Raw genomic sequence first — 20,822 nt, 5'->3', positions numbered from 1 at the left:
TGCGGATGTCAGCCCCGGCAGCGATACTTGCGGCGACGGATGACCACGGGGGAGGTCACAGTGACGTACACGCCGAAGAGCAGCCCGCCACCACCGGGCCCCGTCCTGCCGGCCGTACCGGCCCAGACGGCACCCCCCGCCCCCGCCACACCCCCCACAGCCCCCACACCCCTCCGCCGCACCGCCTTCGCCGAGGGACTCGACCAACTGCGCTCCGCGGCCACGACGGAACCCGGCCGCCTCCGCATCATCGGCGCCCTGCTGGCCCTGCTCGTCGTCGCCTTCGGCGCCGTCACCGCCTGGCAGATGACCGACCGCGCCGCCGCCGCCGACGACGTCCTCACCCGCAGCCAGCCCCTCAGCTCGGACGCCGCCGACATCTACCGCTCCCTCGCGGACGCCAACACCGCCGCCTCCAGCGGCTTCCTGGCCGGCGGCCAGGAGTCGGCCGCCACCCGCGACCGCTACGAGCGGGACATCCGCACGGCCGCGGAGAAGCTCGTCAACGCCGCCGCCAACGCCGAACCGGGCTCCCCGTCCACGGCGACGATCGCCAAGCTGAACAAGCTCCTGCCGGAGTACAAGGGCCTGGTGGAGCGCGCCCGCACCTACAACCGCCAGGGCTTCCCCGTCGGCGGCGCCTACCTCCGCTACGCCAACGAGAAGATGCAGCAGCAGATGCTCCCGGCGGCGGAGGACCTCTACACCAAGGAGAACCAGCGCCTCAGCGCGGACTACGCGGACGCCACGCCCTACCCCTGGGCGGCGATCGCCCTCGGCGTCGCCGCCCTGGCGGCCCTCGCCTGGGCGCAGCACCGCAACTACCGGCGGACGAACCGGGTCCTGAACCACGGCCTGGTGGCCGCCACCGCCACGGCGACGGTCGTCCTGCTCTGGCTGGTCGTCGGCCACACCCTCGCCCGCGCGGGCCTGAACGACTCCTACGACCACGGCGTCCGCTCCCTGAACGTCCTGCACGACGCACGCATCGCCTCCCTCAAGGCCAGGGGCAACGAGAACCTCACCCTGGTGGCGCGCGGCGCGGAGACGAAGAAGGTCGGCAAGAAGACGTACGACGCCTACGACTACGACTTCGGCAGGGAGATCAAGGCCCTCGCCTCGAAGCTGGCCGCCGCCGAGAAGCTCGCCGACGACACCTCGGGCGAGCGCCCCGTCACCGCGGCCGTGGGCAACATGACGGAGTGGAAGAAGCGCCACACCGCCGCCCGCGCGCAGGACGAGAACGGCAACTACCAGCAGGCGCTGGACCGGGTCATCGGCCCCGAGGGCGCCACCGGCGAGTGCTTCGACAGCGTCGACGACAACCTGCGCACGGCACTCGCGCACGAGGAGACGGAGTTCAAGCGCGCGGCGGGCGACGGCCGCGACGCGCTGACGGGCATGCCGGCGGGCGTGGCCGTCCTCGCGGTGCTGGGCGCCGCGGGCGCGGTCCTGGGCATCGGCCGCAGGCTGTCGGAGTACCGATGAACGGGCCGGAGGCGAAGGGAGGAACGACCGTGCGAGACGCGCTCAGGGGCTGGGGCGGGGTGACCGCGATGGCTGTCGTCTGCGCCCTGGTGGCGCTGGTGGCCCTCTGCCTGCCGCCGCTCACCACGACCACCCGGAACACCACCGCGACCACCGCGAACACCGCGAACACCGCGAACACCGCGAACACCGACACCACGGGGACCGTGGTGGAAGAGGACTGCGAGGCCCCCGAGAAGCAGACGCTCTCCCCCTCCTCGGCCGACGGCGACACCATCCGGGCGATCAAGAGCCGCGAGGGCGAGAAGCGCAAGCTGGTCGTCGGCGTCGACCAGAACAGCTACCGCTGGGGCTACCGCAACCCCAACAGCGGCAAGACCGCGGAGCTCGAAGGCTTCGACATCGATCTGGTCCACCGCATCGCGAAGGACATCCTCGGCGACGCGGACGCCGTCCAGTTCAAGGCGATCCCCACCGACCAGCGCATCCCGGCGATCGAGGACGGCCGGGTGGACATGGTCGTCCGCACGATGACGATCAACTGCGACCGCATCGGCGACGTGGCGTTCTCCGCGCCCTACTTCAAGACGGGCCAGCAGGTCCTGGCCCCGAAGTCCTCCCCCGTCAAGGGCTACGACGACACGCTCGCGGACCGCAGGATCTGCACGGCGGCCGGTTCCACGGCGTACGCCGCGCTGGAGGCGGACCAGAAGGCCGGCAAGCTCCCCGCGGGCACGGACATCTCCACCACCGTGCCGAACCAACTCGACTGCCTGGTGCGGCTCCAGCTCGGCGAGGTCGACGCCGTGGTCACCGACGGCGCCCTCGCGGCGAGCCAGGCGGCACAGGACCCGACGGTCCAGCTCAAGGGCGAGGCCTTCACTGCCGAGTACTACGGCGTGGCGATGAAGAAGGACGCGGACGACCTGGTACGCCGGGTCAACCAGATCCTGGTGGACTGGCGCAAGGACACCGCGAACGGCTGGCAGTGGTCGTACGAGAAATGGCTGTCGGCGACACTGGGCAAGGATGCGAAGAACTCGGAACCACCGGCACCGCAGTACCTGCGCACCACCTGACATCCTGCCGAACCCGCGAACACCCGCACCAGAAGACGACAGACGACACGCGACACACGACCGCAGCGAGAGGTGATCGATGGGCGTCACGGGATCCACCGGGCCGGTGATGGACCGGGACGAGGTGGACCGTGCGCTGGCGCGGCTCGGCGCGGAGCACGAGGCGATCGAGACCTCGCTCCTCGCCCTCCAGGACCACGCGGGCCGCAGACTCCTGGAGGGCGCCGAGCTCACCGGCGTCACCCGGGAGCGCTGGACGTCCACGGAGGCGTCGATCACGCTGCTGTGGACGTACTTCGACGCCTACACCGACGCGCTGCGCTCCGCCCGCGACATCCGCTCGCGCCGCCGCTGGTCCAGCCGCGAGGACCTGGTGGAGTTGACCGAGCTGCTGAGCGGCGAGTCGGTGACGGTCGCGGGCAGCGCCTCGGCGACGGCCAACGCCCCCACCCTGCACGGCAGTCCGACCAAGCTCAGCGAACGCTACTCACTGGACACGCTCGTCGACCGGATGAACGAGCTGTACGCGACGAGCCTGGACATGGTGGTCGCCGCGGACGCGGTCTGGTCGGCCCTGCCGGCCCGGATCGACCTGCTCGCGGCGGAACTCCAGCGCACCCGGCGGCTCGCGCACTCGGTCGGGGTGCGCCCCGGCGAGCACCCGGCGGGCGACGACCTGGAGCGCATCACCCGGATACTGGCCAAGCTGCGCGAGCAGGTGGTCTCGGACCCGCTGGCGTTCTGGCAGGCCGCCGAGGGCAGTTCGGCCCCGGGCGGCGGCCGGCCGGACACCACGGTGTACGACCGTGAGGCGCGCGCCCTGGAGGAGGTGCGCCGGGAGATCGACGCCGTACTGACCGTGCGGCAGGACGCCGAGAAGCGCATCGTGAAGCTGCGGGACATCCTCAGCCGCGCGGACCGCACGCTCGCCGAGGCGCGCACGGCACGCGGCGAGGTCCTCGCGAAGATCGCGGCGACGGAGGTGCCGGTGGTCGGCGGGCCGCCGACGGTGCTCCAGGAGCAGCTGGCGGCGGCGGCCGAGTACCGCAGGCAGGCGCAGTGGCACCGGCTGTCCCCGCTGCTGGAGCAGCTGGAGCAGAAGGCCGAGGACGAACTGCTGCGCGCCCGTGAGTCGTTGACGGCGGTCACCGCGCCGCTGGCGGTCCGCGCCGAGCTGCGCGGCCGTCTCGACGCCTACCGGGCGAAGGTCGCCCGGCACGGTCTGGCCGAGGACGCGCTGCTGGTGGAGCGGTACGAGAAGGCGCGCCGCATGCTGTGGAGCGCGCCCTGCGACCTGCGCGCCGCCGAGCAGGCGGTGCTGCGCTACCAGCACGCGGCGGTGGAGCTGTTCGGCGGGGGCCCGCGGGTGCCGGGGCAGGGTGTGCCCGAGGACGACCGGAGGGGGCCGGGCGCGTGAGCGACGAGGGGGAGTCCATGAGTCAGGCACCGCACGAGCCGGCGGGCGGCCCCGCGCGCACCTGCCAGCGCCCGACGTGCGAGGGCAGCTACGAGGACGTGGGCGGCGGCGAGCTGTACTGCGACACCTGCGGTCTGGCCCCGGTCGTCGCAGCCGACGGCAAGGTCGGTTCGCCTCCCACCGGCATCACCGCCGGGGGCGGGGGCGGCTCCGGCGGGTCGGCCGGCAGCGCGAGTTCCCGTTCCAGCGGCCGCAGTTCGCGGACGTCGTCCCAGTCGTCGAAGTCCCGGCGGTCGGTGTCGGGGCGCCTGTCCCGGTCGCTGTCGGGCAAGTCGACGGGCCGCTCGGTGTCGGTGCGCAGCTCCGGCTCGGCCTCCGGTTCCGGGTCACGGGGCCGGCTGGGCGCCGGTCTGGTGCAGGTGCCGCCGATCCCGCGGCCCGACCCGCGCGCGATGGTCCTGGACCATCCCGAGGTGCCCGAGCGGAAGCGGTTCTGCTCGCGCTCCGACTGCGGCGCCCAGGTGGGCCGGGCGCGCGGTGACCGGCCGGGCCGTACGGAGGGTTTCTGCACCAAGTGCGGTCATCCGTACTCCTTCGTGCCGAAGCTGAAGGCCGGGGACGTGGTGCACGGCCAGTACGAGGTGGTCGGCTGTCTGGCGCACGGCGGTCTCGGCTGGATCTATCTCGCCGTCGACCGGGCGGTCTCGGACCGCTGGGTGGTCCTCAAGGGCCTGCTGGACACGGGCGATCAGGACGCGATGGCGGCGGCGATCTCCGAGCGGCGCTTCCTCGCGGAGATCGAGCACGCCAACATCGTGCGGATCTACAACTTCGTGGAGCACCTGGACCAGCGCACCGGTTCGCTCGACGGCTACATCGTCATGGAGTACGTCGGCGGCAAATCCCTCAAGGAGATCGCCAACGCCCGCCGCACCTCCCAGGGCAGACGCGACCCGTTGCCGGTGGAGCAGGCCTGCGCGTACGGCATCGAGGCGCTGGAGGCGCTCGCGCACCTGCACAGCCGGAACCTCCTGTACTGCGACTTCAAGGTCGACAACGCGATCCAGGCCGAGGACCAGCTGAAGCTGATCGACATGGGCGCGGTGCGCAGGATGGACGACGAGGAGTCGGCCATCTACGGCACGGTCGGCTACCAGGCTCCCGAGGTGGCCGAGGTGGGCCCGTCGGTGGCGAGCGACCTGTACACCGTCGCCCGCACCCTCGCCGTCATGACGTTCGACTTCCAGGGCTACACCAACGTCTACGCGGACTCCCTGCCCGACCCGGACCACATCGAGGTGTTCCGGCAGTACGAGTCGTTCTACCGGCTCCTGGTCCGGGCCACGGATCCCGACCCGGCGCGCCGGTTCGCCTCCGCGCAGGAGATGACCGAGCAGCTGACGGGCGTCCTGAGGGAGGTCGTCTCCCTGCAGACGGGCCGCGCCCGCCCCGCCCTGTCCACGCTGTTCGGACCGGAACTGCGGGTCACGGACACGGAGTTGTTCCCGCTGCTGGACGGCGAGGTGTCCCGCCTGGGAGCGCGCGAGGTGCGTGCCCGGGCCGGCGCGCCCGCCGCTGTGCCCCCTCCGTGGCGCCCCGGGTCCGCGCAGAGCCTGGTCAAGCCCGTCGACACCCCCGCCGCCGCCTTCGCCCTGCCCGTCCCGCGTGTCGACCCGGCCGACCCCAACGCGGGTTTCCTGGCGGGCCTGATGACCTCCGCCCCCGCGGAGCTGCTCGGCGCCCTGGCAGCCGCCCCCGCCCCGTCGATCGAGACCCGGCTGCGGCAGATCCGGGCCTGGCTGGAGACCGGTGAGCCGGACGCCGCGCTGCGGACGCTGGTCGCGCTGGAGGGCGAGCGGCCCGACGACTGGCGGGTGGTCTGGTACCGGGGTCTGGCCGCGCTGGTGACCGGCGACGACGAGGGCGCGGCCCTGGCCTTCGACGCGATCTACGACGCCTTCCCGGGCGAGATCGCGCCCAAGCTGGCGCTCGGCCTGTGCGCGGAGGTGCTGGGTCAGCTGGACAACGCCGCCGAGTACTACCGGCTGGTGTGGGCGACCGACCCGAGTCATGTGAGCGCCGCGTTCGGGCTGGCCCGCGTCCAGTTGGCGACCGGGGACCGGCGCGGGGCCGTACGGACGCTGGAGTCGGTCCCGGAGTCCTCCATCCACTACACGGCCGCCCGGGTGGCGGCGGTGCGGGCGCGGTTGCGGCAGCGCACGGCGAGCGCCTCCGACGCGCCGTTCCTGGAGGACCTGACGGCCGCGGCGGCGCAGGTCGAGGCGCTGGAGGCGTACGGTCTGGATCCGGCGCGGCGGGAGCGGTTGTCGGCCGAAGTCCTCGGTTGCGCCCTCGACTGGGTACTCTCCGGGGGCCAGGGTGCCGCCCCTCCCGCCGCCGGGGGACGGACACTGCTCGGCAGTGGCCTGGACGAGCGGGGCCTGCGTTTCGGTCTGGAACGCTCGTACCGCATGCTGGCCCGGCTGGCGCGGGGCGGCGAGGAGAGGATCGACCTGGTGGAACGTGCCAATCGTTACCGCCCCCGGACGTGGGTGTAGTTGATGTCGCAGATGCCCCAGTTGTCCGCCTGCCCGAGCTGCGAGGAACCCCTCGAGTCGGGTGACCGTTTCTGCGGCGCGTGCGGATACGACCTGTCCGCCGTGCCGATACGGCCGGAGGACAACCCGACCATCACCATGAACGGCTCGGTGCCCGCCCAGGGCGCGCAGGCCGGTGCGTACCCCGAGCCCCCGCCGGCGCCCGCCGCCGGCGCGGCCTGGCCCGCTCCCGGGCCCGGCGGCGCGGGCTCCTCCGAGGCGGCGCACCTGCCGACGGACCTGCCGGGCACGGACTCGGGCGGCTCCATGCTGCCGCCCGGGACACCCCCGCCGCCGAGCGCCCCGCCGGGTGCGGGCGTGCGGTTCGACCGGCCGCCGCAGCCCGACGGGGCCGCCGCGTCGCCGGAGATCTACCAGACACAGCCCGACGAGTACCTCCTCCAGGCACCGGACCCACGGGTGTCCGCCGAGCCGGCGGCCCAGGCCGCGGGCACCGGCGGCAAGGTCTGCGTCGCCTGCCGGGCCGGCCGCGTGGACGACGACGGCTACTGCGAGAACTGCGGCCACGCCCAGCCGCGCGAACGGGACCACATGGAGCAGGAGTCCGGCCCGGTGGCAGCGGTCAGCGACCGCGGCCTGCGCCACCACCGCAACGAGGACGCGTTCGCCATCGGCACCACCACGCTGCCCGACGGCTCCCCCGCCTCCGTCGCGATCGTCTGCGACGGCGTCTCCTCGGCGACCCGCCCCGACGACGCCTCCGCCGCGGCGGCCAAGGCGGCGGGCGAGACGCTGCTGGCGGCCCTGCCGCGCGGCACGCACCCGCAGCAGGCGATGCACGACGCGATCCTCGCCGCCTCGCGCGCCGTCAACTCACTCGCCGCGGAACCCGCCACGGCCCGCGAACAGGCGCCCCACCAGAACGCCCCCGCGTGCACCATCGTCGGCGCCGTGGTGACGTCGGGCCTGCTGATCGTCGGCTGGGTCGGCGACAGCCGCGCCTACTGGGTGCCGGTCGACCGCGGCGCTCCCCCCGCCCGGCTCACCGAGGACGACTCGTGGGCCGCGCAGATGGTCGCCGCGGGCCTGATGAACGAGGCCGAGGCCTACGCCGACGAGCGCGCCCACGCGATCACCGGCTGGCTCGGCGCGGACGCCTACGAACTGGAACCGCACACCGCCGCGTTCAAGCCGGACCGCCCCGGCGTGGTGGTGGTCTGCACCGACGGCCTGTGGAACTACGCGGAGGCGGCCGAGGAGATGGCCAGGGTCGTCCCGCTCGACGCGGCGGTGCACCCCCTGCACAGCGCCCGGGTGCTCCTCGGCCACGCTCTGGACGGCGGGGGCCACGACAACGTAACAGTGGCGCTCGTGCCGTTCCCGGCCGTGCCCCAGGGGGCAGGATCGGCCTGAGGCCACGCACGCCGGACGCCTCGGCGGACCGGAGGGGACCGGTCCGCCCACCGTCATCACCCCGCCGCGGCGGGGGCTTTGGAGGGGGATCGAAGCAGGCATGGCCAATTTCTCGAAGTCGAACGTGCCCCAGTTCTCGGTGGACGTCTACCAGAACGAGTACCTGCCGGAGGGCGCCGGCGAGGTCAACGCCATCGTCACGGTGACGGCGACCGGTGGCGGCACGATCGGCAGCGCGGTCGCGGCGCCCCACCTCTACTCGCCCGGCCAGGGCCCGTCCGCGGCCGTGGCGATCATGGTCGACTGCTCGGGTTCGATGGACTACCCGCCGACCAAGATGCGCAACGCCCGCGACGCCACGGCAGCGGCGATCGACACCCTGCGCGACGGCGTGCACTTCGCCGTGATCGGCGGGACGCACGTGGCGAAGGAGGTCTACCCGGGCGGCGGGCAAGTCGCGGTCGCCGACGCCACCACCCGCGGGCAGGCCAAGCAGGCACTGCGCTCGCTGAGCGCGGGCGGCGGCACGGCCATCGGCACCTGGCTGAAACTGGCCGACCGCCTGCTGTCGTCCGCGGACGTCGCGATCCGGCACGGCATCCTGCTCACCGACGGCCGCAACGAGCACGAGTCACCCGAGGACCTCAAGGCCGCGCTCGACGCGTGCGCCGGGCGCTTCACCTGTGACGCGCGCGGCGTGGGCACGGACTGGGAAGTGAAAGAAGTCACAGCGATCGCTTCCGCCCTGCTCGGCACCGCCGACATCGTCGCCGATCCGGCCGGACTCGCCGCCGACTTCACGCGGATGATGGAGACGGCGATGGGCAAGGAGGTCGCGGACGTCTCCCTGCGGCTGTGGACCCCGGTCGACACGACCGTGAGATTCGTCAAGCAGGTCGCCCCCACGGTGGAGGACCTGACCGGCCGGCGCACCGAGGCGGGTCCGCGCGCCGGCGACTACCCCCTTGGTTCCTGGGGAGACGAGTCCCGTGACTACCACGTCTGCGTCGAGGTCCCGGTGGCGAACATCGGGCAGGAGATGCTGGCCGGCCGGATCTCCCTGGTCATTCCGCAGCCCGACGGCAGCGTCCAGAACCTCGGCGCGCAGGGTCTGGTGCGGGCCGTATGGACGGACGACATGGTCGCCTCGACATCGATCAACCCTCAGGTCGCCCACTACACCGGGCAAGCCGAACTGGCACAAGTCATCCAACAGGGGCTGGATCTTCGCAAGTCGGGCGATATGGATGGAGCGACGGCCAAACTGGGCCGGGCCGTTCAGCTCGCGAGTGCCTCCGGCAACGCCGATACTGCGAAACTGCTTGCGAAGGTGGTGGACGTGGTCGACGCCGCGACCGGTACTGTGCGACTGAAGGCGAAGGTCGCGGAGGCTGACGAGATGACGCTCGAAACTCGTTCCACCAAGACCGTTCGCGTCAAGAAGTGACCTGGAAGAGATCGAAGGAGGGACGCGCCGACATGCCGACCTGCCCGAACGGACACCAGTCGGGTTCCGACGACTGGTGCGAGGTCTGCGGTCACCGCATGGCGGGTGCCGTGCCTCCGCCTCCTCCCCCGCCGCCCCCCGGCGGCTACGGCTTCCCGCCCCCCGCCGGCCAGGGTGGCCCCGGCCCGCAGGGCCCCGGCGGCCAGCCCGGCGGACGCCCGCCGCACCTGTCCGCCGTGCCGAACGCCGAGCCGGAGCTCTGCCCGCAGTGCCGTACGCCGCGTGAGGGCGGCGCGCCGTTCTGCGAGGAGTGCCGGTGGAACTTCCTCACGAACACGGCGACGTCGTACACCCCCGCGGCCCCGCCGCCCGGCCCGGGCGGGCGTTTCCAGCCACCGGGAGGGCAGGGCGGCCCGCCTCCCGGCCCGTCGTACGGCGGCGGTGACTCGTACGAGTACCAGGGGTCCCGTCCGTCACAGATGAACCGTCCGGCGGAGCCGATCCCGCCGTTCGGCGGCGACCCGTCCGGCCGCCCCGGCCCGGGAGGTCCCGGCGGCCCCGGTGGCCCGCAGGGTGGCGGCTACGGCTACCCGCAGTCCGGCCCGGCCCCGACCTCGCCCGGGCCCGGCGGCCCTGGTGGCCCTGGTGGCCCCGGTGGCTTCGGCGGACCTGCCGGCCCGGGAGGTCCCGGCGGTCCCGGTGGCCCCGGCGGCTTCGGTGCCGACCCCTCGCGGCCGGTCCCGCCCCCGCCCGGCCCCGGTGGGCACGGTGGCCCGGGGGGTCCTGGAGGCCCCGGTGGCCCCGGTGGTCCCGGCGGTCCCGGTGCTCCGCAGGCCTTCCACCAGTCCGGCCCGCCCGCCCCGCCCGGGTTCCCGCAGGAGACCCAGCGGCCTCCGCAGCAGGGCGGCCCGTCCTTCGGCGGCGGTGACGACGACTGGGTGATCTCCCCGCCGACGTCCGGCCCCGGCGGCCACGGTGGCCCCGGCGGTCCCGGTCAGGGCGGTTACGGCTACCCGCAGCCGGGCGCGACCCAGGCCCCGCCCGGCCCCGGCGGCTTCCCCCAGCAGCCCCAGGCGCCGCAGGGACCCGCGACGTGGACCGCGACCATCGGCCCGGACCGCGACTACTTCATGGCGATGATGCACCGCTCCGGCCCCGAGGCCGCGGGGCTGAACCTGCCCGCGTACTCGCCCGAGCAGCAGCGCACGCTCACCGGCAACCAGCTCACCATCGGCCGCCGCCGGCACTCCACCGGCGACACCCCCGACATCGACCTGTCGACGCCGCCGGAGGACCCGGGCGTCTCGCACCAGCACGCCGTGCTGGTCCAGCAGCCGGACGGCAGCTGGGCGGTCGTCGACCAGAACTCGACGAACGGCACGACGGTCAACGGCTCGGAGGAACCGATCCAGCCGTTCGTGCCCGTACCGCTCCAGGACGGCGACCGGGTGCACGTGGGCGCCTGGACGACGATCACGATCCACCGCGGCTGACCCGCCTCGACGGAGGGCCCTTCACGACAACAGGAGACCGCCGGGGGGCCATTCACGACGGGAGGGGCCAGGCGTACGGCCCCTCCGGGTCGTCCAGCCACGCCCACGCCCTGTCCCCGCTGACGGTGATGCCGTAGCGCTCGCGCCGCGGCCTGCCCTCCTGCTCCCAGAGCGCGTGCGCCTCCTGCGGGTCGAGGCCTCCGCGGGTGAGGGCCAGCAGGAACCGGAACTGGTCGTCCTCCCGCGCCCGGTGCGGCACCCCGCCCAGCTGGACCGGCTCACCGCCGGGCCGGCCCGCGCCGCGCAGCGGCACGAAGTAGGCGGGCGTGTGCAGGAACCGTCCCTCGGCCTGTCCGGCCCCGGTCACCGTGAGCACGATCAGGCCGGTGGCGAGCGGCATGAGGATCCGGCCGCCCGGACGGACCTGGGCGACCCAGGCGTGCGGGACGCCGCCCAGCGCGCAGGTGGCGATGATCCGGTCGAACGGCGCCCGCCGCGGCACACCCCGGGCACCGTCACCGGTCACCACCACCGGGTGGTACCCGGCCGCGGCCAGGTGCCGGCGGGCCGACTCGGTGATCTCCGGGTCGAGATCGACGGTGGTGACCTTGTCGTCGCCCAGCCGGTGGGCCAGCAGCGCCGCGTTGTAGCCGGTGCCGGCGCCGATCTCCAGGACCGTGTGGCCCTCCGTGACGTCCAGCGCGGCCAGCATGTCCGCCATCAGGGAGGGCTGGCTGCTGGAGGACAGCAGCTCGCCGTCGCGCAGCCGGGTGGCCAGCGGGGTGTCCTCGTAGGCGCCCCGCAGCCACCGCTCCCGCGCCTCGGGGCCGGTGCTCTCGCCCCAGCGCCGCTCATAGCCACCGGCGACGCCGACGTAGTAGTACGGCACGAAGAGGTGCCGCGGGACCGTCGCGAAGGCCTCCCGCCAGCCCGGATCGGCGTCCAGGGCTCCGCTCGCCTCGATCCGCCGCACCAGTTCCGCCCGCGCGGCGGCGGCGAGACCGTCGAGCTCCTTGCCGGGTGCGTCACCGCCCATGTCTCCACAGTAGGGGCAGGACCCTGTCAACAGCGGCGGGGTCCTAGGTCTTGAGTCCTATGCCGGGGCGTCTGAGACCATGGATCGCGTGAATGAGATTCGGCGCGGCACGCTTCAGGAGCAGACCTTCTACGAGCAGGTCGGCGGGGAGGAGACCTTCCGTCGGCTCGTCCACCGTTTCTACGAGGGAGTCGCCGAGGATCCGCTGCTGCGGCCCATGTACCCCGAGGAGGACCTGGGCCCGGCCGAGGAGCGCCTCGTGCTGTTCCTCATCCAGTACTGGGGCGGCCCCACGACGTACAGCGACAACCGCGGCCACCCCCGGCTGCGGATGCGGCACGCGCCCTTCGCGGTCGATCGCGCGGCGCACGACGCGTGGCTGAAGCACATGCGGGTCGCCGTCGACGAACTCGGACTGTCCGAGGAGCACGAGCACACGCTGTGGAAGTACCTGACGTACGCGGCGGCCTCGATGGTCAACACCGAGGGCTGAGGGCCGTCGAGGGCCAGGTCAGCGCACGCTGACGTCCAGCGCCCCGAGCCCGGCACGTCGTACGGCGATGGATCCGTACGGCGTGCGCAGCCGCAGCCACGGGCCCGACGAGAGCAGCCCCAGCGGCACCCCGGGCCGCAGGAAGCCAAGGGACTGCGCCGCGTGCACGGCCCGGACGGGCAGCCGGGTGTCCCCGACCGTGCGGGACCAGATGTCCGCGCCGATCCGGTCCAGCTCGGCCCGGGTCCGCCGCTCGGCGGGCAACTCCTGCGTACGGGACCGGAATTCGGTGACGACGGCCGCGACCAGCGACCGCAGGGCGTCCGGCGCGGGAAGCCCCGGCTCGGAGCGCCAGCCCCCGCGGGGCGGCAGCACACCCGCCCACGGCGGCCCGGTCACCGCGCCCGGCACGAGCGCCGTGCCGGCCTTCTCGTCCACCGTCTCCAGGAACTCACCGGCGGACACGGTCACGTCCAGCGTGGCCTCAAGACCCTTCTCGTACGGCTTCGCCAGCCGCACCGCCCGCACGGCGAGCACCTCGAAGGAGGGCGGCCGCCCGAAGACGGCGAGTGCGGTGCCGGCGGCCTGAAGACGCACGGCCGCCCCACGGTCGTAGTGGAGCAGCCGGGAGAGGAAGGCCGCGAGATCCGCCGCCTCCCCCTCGTCGGCGAGGTGGAGCACCGTCATGCGGCGACGGCCTCCTCCTCGGCGTCATCCGTGTACGCGCTGAGGAACTCCCGCTCCTCCGCGGTGATCCGGCGCGGGCGCTGCGCCTCGAAGTCGAACGGCACGATCACCGTCGAGGCCCGCACATAGACCTGGTCGTCGTCCTTCACCTCGTAGGTGAGGGTGAAGGACGCGGCCCTTATCTCGGTGACCCACAGCTCGATGTCCACCGGATGGTGCCGGTGGACGAGCTGGCGCTTGTAGTCGATCTCATGGCGTGCCACCACGGACCCCTGCTTGAAGTCCTTCTCCGGGCGGAACAGGAAGTCGATACGGGCTTCCTCCAGGTAGCGGAGGAACACCACGTTGTTGACGTGGCCGTACGCGTCCATGTCCGCCCAGCGCAGTGGGCAGCGGTAGAGGTGCCGCAAGATCGATCAGCCCCGGGTCAGCTTCTTGTAGGTGGCGCGGTGCGGACGGGCGGCGTCCGCACCGAGCCGCTCGATCTTGTTCTTCTCGTACGACTCGAAGTTGCCCTCGAACCAGAACCACCTGGACTCGCCCTCGTAGGCGAGGATGTGCGTGGCGACCCGGTCCAGGAACCACCGGTCGTGGGAGACGACCACGGCGCAGCCGGGGAACTCCAGCAGCGCGTTCTCCAGGCTGGAGAGGGTCTCGACGTCGAGGTCATTGGTCGGCTCGTCGAGGAGCAGCAGGTTGCCGCCCTGCTTGAGGGTGAGCGCGAGGTTCAGCCGGTTGCGCTCACCGCCGGAGAGCACGCCGGCCGGCTTCTGCTGGTCCGGGCCCTTGAACCCGAAGGCCGAGACGTACGCCCGGCTCGGCATCTCGACCTGGCCGACGTTGATGTAGTCGAGCTCGTCGCTCACGACGGCCCACAGCGTCTTCTTCGGGTCGATGTTCTCGCGGCTCTGGTCGACGTAGGAGATCTTGACGGTGTCGCCGACCTTGATGGCGCCGGAGTCCGGCTCCTCGATGCCCTGGATCATCTTGAACAGGGTGGTCTTGCCTGCGCCGTTCGGGCCGATGATCCCGACGATGCCGTTGCGCGGCAGCGTGAAGCTGAGGTCGTCGATGAGCAGCTTCTCGCCGAAGCCCTTGGTGAGGTTGCTGACCTCGACGACGACGTTGCCCAGGCGCGGGCCCGGCGGGATCTGGATCTCCTCGAAGTCCAGCTTCCGCATCTTGTCGGCCTCGGCGGCCATCTCCTCGTAGCGGGCCAGACGCGCCTTGGACTTGGCCTGGCGCCCCTTGGCGTTGGAGCGCACCCACTCCAGCTCGTCCTTGAGCCGCTTCTGCCGCTTGGCGTCCTTCTGGCCCTCGACCTTGAGGCGGGCGGCCTTGGTCTCGAGGTACTTGGAGTAGTTGCCCTCGTAGGGGTAGAGGCGACCGCGGTCGACCTCGCAGATCCACTGGGCGACGTTGTCGAGGAAGTACCGGTCGTGGGTGACCGCGACGACGGTGCCCGGGTACTTCGCCAGGTGCTGCTCCAGCCAGTTCACCGACTCGGCGTCGAGGTGGTTGGTGGGCTCGTCGAGCAGCAGCAGGTCGGGCTGCTCCAGCAGCAGCTTGCACAGCGCGACGCGGCGGCGCTCACCACCGGAGAGGTTGGTGACGGGCCAGTCGCCGGGCGGGCAGCCCAGGGCGTCCATGGCCTGCTCCAGCTGGGCGTCCAGGTCCCACGCGTTGGCGTGGTCCAGGTCCTCCTGGAGCTTGCCCATCTCCTCCATGAGCTCGTCGGTGTAGTCGGTCGCCATCTGCTCGGCGATCTCGTTGAACCGGTCGAGCTTGCCCTTGATCCCGGCGACACCCTCCTGGACGTTCTCCAGGACGGTCTTGTCCTCGGTCAGCGGGGGCTCCTGGAGCAGGATGCCGACCGTGTAACCGGGCGTGAGGAAGGCGTCACCGTTGGACGGCTGCTCGATGCCGGCCATGATCTTCAGGATCGTCGACTTGCCGGCGCCGTTCGGGCCGACGACGCCGATCTTCGCCCCCGGCAGGAAGCTGGTCGTCACGTCGTCGAGGATCACCTTGTCGCCGTGCGCTTTGCGCGCCTTGCGCATGGTGTAAATGAACTCAGCCAAGAGAAACCGTCCGGCAGCTTGAAACTGGCAGTGGGCAGATACACCCCATCTTGCCGTACCGCCAGGGCTGGGTGGAAACGCGTATGAGTAGGGGGCTGTGACCTGGGGGTTCGTGGTGGGCGGCTTGGACTCGCCTGTCACTGTCGGTCGCCGTTGGTCGGCCTCGGGCGCCCTCGCACGGCCCAGAGACGGCCCAAGGATGATCACTCAATGGCAGCGCTGTACGGGATTGGGCCACCGTCACGACGCGAACGGCAGGGCTGACCGCCCTCACCGCTTGCAAGAGGTGGACGCATCGAAGCAGCGGCACAGCCCGCCCGCGCGAAAGCCTGCGCCTACCGGTTGATCGGGATCTCGTAGACGATCTCGCAGTGAGCGGCGGGCACGACGATGTCCGCTGTCTCGACGGGTCGCCCCTGGTCGCTGTAGTACGTCCGCCGGATGTGTGTGACGAGTGCGGCCTTCTGGATGCCCAGAAGAGAGGCCTCCTCGGCGGTCGCCTGTCGCGGCTCCGGCTGTTCCACGGCGTGGCTGACGGTGACACCGATCGCGGCCATGCGGTTCACGACACCGGCCCCGGCGTGGGGGCCTCCCTCGGGGAGAACGACGAGAGTGCCTGCGGTGAGGTCGTACGGCTCCCAACTCGTCGACAGCTGCACCGGCCTGCCGTCGGCCAGGAACTCGTACGACGTCCTGACGCAGAGATCGCCCTCCGCGATGCCCAGCCGCGTAGCGATGTCGGCCGGAGCTGGCACCTTGGCGTCGGTCCTGCTCTCCCAGTCGCCCTGCTTGCCCAGGGCCTTCATGTCCGCACGGAAGGGCGACTTCTCAGGCTGCTCGCGCGCAGACGACCGGACGACCCGCACCCGTTGCCGGGGCTCGGCGACATAGGTCCCCGATCCGGCGCGACCTTCCAGCACGCCCTGGGAGATCAGCAGCTCCTGCGCCCGGCGAACCACGTTCTCGCCCACGCCGCACTCCTGACCGATCTGGGCACGGGAGGGCAGCCGGTCCCCCGGCTCCCACACGTGCTCCGCGATCCGCCGCCGGAGTTCGTCGGCGATGCGGAGGTAGGGCGGCTGCTCAGGCATATGGAAAATCTAGTCCACTAGCTCTAATCTAGTTAACTAGCTTTACTCAAAGTGATCGCTGGTTAACGGAGGCCGCCCTGTGCCCGCTTCGGGAGTTCGTGCGGCAGCCATCGCTGCCCGGCTGTCCGGCCTCGGGCTTCCCGCGCGTGTGGAGGAGCACGACCGGCACACGTCGATCGAGGCGGAGGTACCGGAATCACTCACCGCCGACTTATGGCGGGAGGCCCTGGAGGCGGTGGCTGAAGCCGATCGGTTCGGACTCCTCGCCACCAGCCTGAACGACCGCACCCTCTGGGCGGTCGTACACAAAGCGGTCCCCACGACGGGCGATGTCGGGGGACCGAGCCATCAGCGATAGGAGCTGACCAGCGTGCTCAACCGTATCCGCCGTGCCGCCTCGCTCACCAGAGCGCGGTACTTCCCCAAGGGCAGGCATCGTCGCTCCTTACGGCCTTCCCGGCCGAGGTCCGTCCGCGCTTCCTCTGCATCCGCTGACGAGGCGACGGTCGTCCTGGGCCAGACCCTCGACAAGGCGAGTCAATGGCCGTTACTCAGAGGCGAGGACACCGCATTGGTCCGTCCGTACGTACTGGCGCACGAAGAACGCGCACGACGACACCCGACGGTCGTCATCGCTCCCCAACTGCCGACCGACGCCTGGTCGACTCTCCTGGGGGTTCACTGATGCCCTCGCAGCGGCAGACTCTTGGCCGGGATACCTCGGCCACCTCGTACCGCTCGACCGCTTGCCAGATCGGCACGCACCAAGCTTGTGCGGAGTCCTCTCCGGAGTCGGCGCCAGTCGACCTGCCCTTGATCTACGAGGCCTGCGACTGTCTGTGCCACTCGGCACCCGGTCAGCCCAGGCCCGGGAGTAAGGCGGTGAGCGACTCGGCATCCACCGACACGCCCGCACCGAACGTCGAGATCACCGAAAGGCGCACGCAGGGATGACGACGCAGGACGAATTGCGGCTTCTCCCGTGGGCAGGGCCGAACGGCAAGCCGTGCTACCTGAGCACCGATGACCAAGGCGGCTACGTCTCCCGCCTGGCGGACCACATCGAGGCGTTCCAACTCGGCATGGCGTCCCAACTGCTGGAGCACTCGCGCCAGGTACTCGACGACGAGACCGAAGACCCGGAGGAGCTGAACCTTCTTGCGGCTCAGTTGACCAGCGCACTGCGAGACGTGCTACGTGTGGCGACGAGCCGCGGACGGGGTCACGTCGCGCCTGGGTGCCCCTGAGATGGCCTGTGCTGCTGTACAGCCACAACTGATCATCGGCGGCCGTGACCTGTGGCCGTCTTATCGGTCGACGTCTTGACCTGCTGCCGAACTGTCAACACCTGTCGACGTTGGTGACCATTGAGCGCCCTTCCACGGCCCGAGGACGGCCTGGGAGGGCGCTCGTGCGTGAGCACCGCATTGCGAGTTCGAGCCGGGCCCGCTCCGGCTACTGCCATCGACTGGTGCGACGGCCGGACGGAGTCGCTGGTGTGCGCCCCCGTCCGGCGGCGTTGATGTCAGCCGTGGATGTCAGCAACATTCTGACTCCGTAGCTCTATGTGGATCGGTCGCTGGCGGTCATACCGGTTGCGCTACGGCCCTATGAGTCGAACCCGCTGGCGCGAACTACCTGTGGCGCCTCGGTTCCAGATTGGCAGTGGCTCACGCCTGACCCAGTTCACGCATCGTTGAGAACGTGACGACACGCCCTGGAGCGGCCGGCTGCTGGGCGATCGAGGCTGTGAGGCGCATCCTCGAGGCCCAGTTTGGCTTGGGAGATCCGGGGTTTTGCGTTCGGCGGCGAGGGGTCACCGTCAGCCACCCGATGTACCGCCCCCGCTGCCCGCGAGCAGAGCACATGGCAGATCAAAGGGTTGAGAATCAGACAGTGATGATGCTCCTAGTGCACGTGCACGTCGAACCCGCTATCGAGTAAACGTTTTCAGCCAAATTGTTCGAACACGTAGCGAACTCTGTGGTGGCCCTGCTTGAGTACTCCGGGCAACATCAAGATCATCAAAGGTGAGGAGACCTAGTTCTAGCGTACGCATGGTGGGTACGAGAGATGCCGTCGCGGCGGTTTCGGCGGGGCACTGATGGTGCTGGGCGTCTCGCGGCCAATCGCGCTACGTAAGGGATCAGGTACGGATTCTCGTCAAATTCGACATGGCAGGCATGCGTCGTCAAGTCAGCGTTTTTTCGAGCGCCCTTCGACGGCCCGCTGAGCACTCACCTCGTAGCACGTGAAACACGAAACTGGAGTTCATTTCATGCGCGCAACACTTGGCAGGAATACCGTCGCAGCCATGCTGGCCGGAGCGCTGCTGGCGGTAGCCAGCCCAGCGATCGCTCAGGCTTCGCCGCAGAGCAGTGACCCGAAGGCGCCCAGCGCCGCGGCCGGCGCCACTGTTCGGCTCAAGAACTACAAGTCTGGAAAGTACCTGCAGGCCGTAAGCTCTGCCAACGGCGCCAGAGTTGTCCAGCAGTCCAAGAACGACAATTACCTGCAATTTTGGAGCACCATCCTGAACACGGGTGGCACCCTCTATGGCTGGGAGAACTGGGAGTCGAAGAAGAATCTCGGTATCAACGGTGCCAGCAGCTCGTCCGGCGCGGCGGCTATTACGGCAAATCCGTCCAGTGACGCGAACCAGGACTGGACAAAGATTTGGTACGGGGAATGGTTTGCATTGAAGAATCGCAAGAGTGGCCTGTGCCTGGGAATTTCAGGCGCAAGTGAGGCTAACGGCGCTCAGGCTGCCCAGTTCCCCTGCGACGGGTCGGCCAACCAGAAGTGGGACACTGTGCCCGTGTAATCACTGAGCGGTCATGGAAGATTCCGGCCCGCGCGCACGTCGCCTGCGTTCCGGTTTCTCCCGTTAGCCTGGGCAGTTCCCGCCACATCTGCTGTCGGTGCGTCCCGGACCCTGTCCGTCTGGGACGCACTGCGCTCCGGGCGGATCTTCCGCATGCGATGCCACGGCAGGTCAGCAGGAGCAGGATAGTTGCACGGTATGATCCGCCGCGTCGCACTAGGAGTGCGCCGCTCAGGGCTGCCTCACCAGCGCGACTGCTGCTATCCGAGGCCTACCGACCCATGGTTGGTGTGCAGTTGAACACCGATGACGAATGGCACGTGAGAATGGGTATGGAGCCCCCAGTTTCCGTCTCTCCGCCGCTCGAGCGGCTACCCTCAGCGCCAACAAAGCCATCTGCGGCGCCAGTCGGTCCGTTGCGGATGGGCTGGCTGGACGCGTTGCGTGGTCTCGCGGCACTCGTCGTGGTCTTCGACCACTCGTCGTACTCGTTCCTGGCGGAGTTCCGGCAGGAGCTGATGCCGGAGTTCAACACCAGCCGATACGGCATCATGGTGTTCTTTCTCGTGAGCGGCTACATCATCCCCGCGTCGTTGGAACGTCGGGGCTGCATCCGGACGTTCTGGATCGGACGTGTGTTTCGCATCTACCCGCTGTGGACGGCTGTCGTAACCGCGATCCTTGCCGCTGGCCTGCTGGGGTTTGCAGAAATTCGCGACTTCGATGGGCAGAGTGTTGCTACGGTCGCCGTCGCCCATGTAACCCTGCTCCAGGAGCTGTTGGGGACGCCTAATCTTCTTCTCGTCCTGTGGACGCTTTCGTATGAGATGGCCTTCTACTTGCTGGTCGTCGGTCTTTTCACTGTCCGCCTGCATAAACGGTCGGCGGCGGTCGCCGCGACATTGGCGATGCTCGCCGCCGTGAGCGTGACAGCGGGGGTTATGTTGCCGGAATCCGCCCTCTCAGGCGTGATCGGCACCGGCCCGCTCATCGCGCTCGCCTCGATCGCCATGGTGGTCAGCATCTGCTGCGCGAGCGCCACGGCACCTGTGCTTCGCGTGTTCGGAGGCCTATTGGGTGGGGTGCTGGCGCTCGTCTTGGTCCCTCTCAACGGCACGGTCCCTATATGGGAGGGCTTGGTTATCCTCGCCGTGATGTTCCTCGGCACCGCCGTTTACCGGGCCGAGCATGGTCAGAGCACCTGGCGGTACGCAGCCTGCACAGCCATCGTGGTGGTGGCCTGCGCCGTGGCGAGCGCGTACTGGCACGGCGACGGAAACCATTTCACACGGCGGGGCTGGATCGTTGCGTTCCTGCTCGCCATGCTTACCTTCGGGGTCGGACTGGCGTTGCGTCGCCGACAGCTACCAGGCTGGCTGGTGGGACTGGGGACGATCAGTTACTCGGTCTACCTCGTGCATCCAGTGCTGCTGGCGGTGAGCGATGGAACAGTCGGTCGGCGGCCGCAGGATAATCTGGTCCTCGAAGTGACATTTTACGTCGTGCTGTTGCCGCTGTGCATACTGACTTACCGTTACATCGAAGCGCCCAGCCAGAGATGGGGATGGAAGCTTGCACGACGCATGAATCCGCCGTGACGAGCGTTGTTCTGCGGCATGCCGAATTCTGCTGTAACAAGTCACAATGCCCCGGGCGAAGGTTCGGGGCGTTGTGACGGCGGCTTCTGATGGCCAAAGACGGCCAACTTTAGGGCT

17 protein-coding genes are annotated in these 20,822 nt (G+C 70.4%); 12 read left to right on the top strand and 5 right to left on the bottom strand.

Translation table 11 applies throughout. The features are described from left to right. Window positions 1-60 precede the first annotated feature (60 nt). The 7 genes from ACFZDE_RS06850 (at window position 61) to ACFZDE_RS06820 (ending at window position 10,895) form a co-directional block, all read left to right on the top strand. A complete protein-coding gene (locus tag ACFZDE_RS06850; protein ID WP_391198084.1) occupies window positions 61-1,488 on the top strand; it encodes a hypothetical protein in 1,428 nt (475 codons plus the stop codon). Next, complete coding sequence (locus ACFZDE_RS06845; RefSeq protein WP_391198082.1) at window positions 1,485-2,567, top strand: transporter substrate-binding domain-containing protein; 1,083 nt, start codon at window positions 1,485-1,487, stop codon at window positions 2,565-2,567. Before ACFZDE_RS06850 ends, ACFZDE_RS06845 begins: the two co-directional genes overlap by 4 nt. Window positions 2,568-2,646: 79 nt before the next feature. Then, window positions 2,647-3,984 (top strand): hypothetical protein, encoded by a 1,338-nt coding sequence (locus ACFZDE_RS06840; RefSeq protein WP_391198080.1) that lies wholly within the window; start codon window positions 2,647-2,649, stop codon window positions 3,982-3,984. A 17-nt stretch (window positions 3,985-4,001) separates the two neighbouring features. Continuing rightward, complete coding sequence (locus ACFZDE_RS06835; RefSeq protein WP_391198077.1) at window positions 4,002-6,542, top strand: tetratricopeptide repeat protein; 2,541 nt, start codon at window positions 4,002-4,004, stop codon at window positions 6,540-6,542. Window positions 6,543-6,545: 3 nt separating this feature from the next. Further along, complete coding sequence (locus ACFZDE_RS06830; RefSeq protein WP_391198074.1) at window positions 6,546-7,955, top strand: protein phosphatase 2C domain-containing protein; 1,410 nt, start codon at window positions 6,546-6,548, stop codon at window positions 7,953-7,955. A gap of 100 nt (window positions 7,956-8,055) precedes the next feature. Continuing rightward, complete coding sequence (locus ACFZDE_RS06825) at window positions 8,056-9,402, top strand: VWA domain-containing protein (RefSeq protein ID WP_391198072.1); 1,347 nt, start codon at window positions 8,056-8,058, stop codon at window positions 9,400-9,402. 32 nt (window positions 9,403-9,434) lie between these two features. Continuing rightward, on the top strand, window positions 9,435-10,895 hold the full coding sequence (locus ACFZDE_RS06820) for an FHA domain-containing protein (RefSeq protein ID WP_391198070.1): 1,461 nt from the start codon (window positions 9,435-9,437) through the stop codon (window positions 10,893-10,895). Window positions 10,896-10,947: 52 nt separating this feature from the next. On the opposite strand, the gene ACFZDE_RS06815 is transcribed toward ACFZDE_RS06820, so the two are convergent. Next, a complete protein-coding gene (locus tag ACFZDE_RS06815) occupies window positions 10,948-11,931 on the bottom strand; it encodes a methyltransferase domain-containing protein (RefSeq protein ID WP_391198068.1) in 984 nt (327 codons plus the stop codon). Window positions 11,932-12,010: 79 nt separating this feature from the next. Here ACFZDE_RS06815 and ACFZDE_RS06810 point away from each other — a divergent pair, with 79 nt between their 5' ends. Further along, the gene (locus ACFZDE_RS06810; RefSeq protein WP_189588835.1) at window positions 12,011-12,424 is read left to right on the top strand and encodes a globin; all 414 of its coding nucleotides are present in this window, start codon (window positions 12,011-12,013) and stop codon (window positions 12,422-12,424) included. A gap of 18 nt (window positions 12,425-12,442) precedes the next feature. Here the strand turns inward: ACFZDE_RS06810 and ACFZDE_RS06805 are convergent, their stop codons facing one another. From ACFZDE_RS06805 to ACFZDE_RS06790, 4 genes are all read right to left on the bottom strand, one after another. After that, the gene (locus ACFZDE_RS06805; RefSeq protein ID WP_391005913.1) at window positions 12,443-13,111 is read right to left on the bottom strand and encodes a hypothetical protein; all 669 of its coding nucleotides are present in this window, start codon (window positions 13,109-13,111) and stop codon (window positions 12,443-12,445) included. Then, window positions 13,108-13,521, bottom strand: coding sequence for a thioesterase family protein (locus tag ACFZDE_RS06800; protein WP_391005910.1), 414 nt, complete (start codon window positions 13,519-13,521; stop codon window positions 13,108-13,110). The genes ACFZDE_RS06805 and ACFZDE_RS06800 overlap by 4 nt, the downstream gene beginning before the upstream one ends. Before the next feature lie 6 nt (window positions 13,522-13,527). Beyond that, entirely contained in the window at window positions 13,528-15,192 is a 1,665-nt protein-coding gene (gene ettA, locus ACFZDE_RS06795) for an energy-dependent translational throttle protein EttA (protein ID WP_391005907.1), read from the bottom strand. 335 nt (window positions 15,193-15,527) lie between these two features. Continuing rightward, the gene (locus ACFZDE_RS06790) at window positions 15,528-16,283 is read right to left on the bottom strand and encodes a UTRA domain-containing protein (protein WP_391198065.1); all 756 of its coding nucleotides are present in this window, start codon (window positions 16,281-16,283) and stop codon (window positions 15,528-15,530) included. A gap of 79 nt (window positions 16,284-16,362) precedes the next feature. Between ACFZDE_RS06790 and ACFZDE_RS06785 the strand changes: the two genes are divergently transcribed. From ACFZDE_RS06785 to ACFZDE_RS06770, 4 genes are all read left to right on the top strand, one after another. Next, window positions 16,363-16,641 carry a hypothetical protein gene (locus ACFZDE_RS06785; RefSeq protein ID WP_391198064.1) on the top strand — a complete coding sequence of 93 codons (279 nt, stop codon included), beginning with the start codon at window positions 16,363-16,365 and terminating at the stop codon, window positions 16,639-16,641. A 592-nt stretch (window positions 16,642-17,233) separates the two neighbouring features. Next, window positions 17,234-17,530 (top strand): hypothetical protein, encoded by a 297-nt coding sequence (locus tag ACFZDE_RS06780; RefSeq protein ID WP_391198062.1) that lies wholly within the window; start codon window positions 17,234-17,236, stop codon window positions 17,528-17,530. A gap of 1,031 nt (window positions 17,531-18,561) precedes the next feature. Then, complete coding sequence (locus ACFZDE_RS06775; protein ID WP_391198059.1) at window positions 18,562-19,107, top strand: RICIN domain-containing protein; 546 nt, start codon at window positions 18,562-18,564, stop codon at window positions 19,105-19,107. A 422-nt stretch (window positions 19,108-19,529) separates the two neighbouring features. Continuing rightward, entirely contained in the window at window positions 19,530-20,705 is a 1,176-nt protein-coding gene (locus ACFZDE_RS06770; RefSeq protein ID WP_391198058.1) for an acyltransferase family protein, read from the top strand. Window positions 20,706-20,822 lie beyond the last annotated feature (117 nt).

Source organism: Streptomyces sp. NPDC007929, from assembly GCF_042959065.1.
GTDB lineage: Bacteria > Actinomycetota > Actinomycetes > Streptomycetales > Streptomycetaceae > Streptomyces.
The sequence above is the reverse complement of the archived record's forward strand: the minus strand, read 5'-3'. Positions and strand labels throughout refer to the sequence as shown.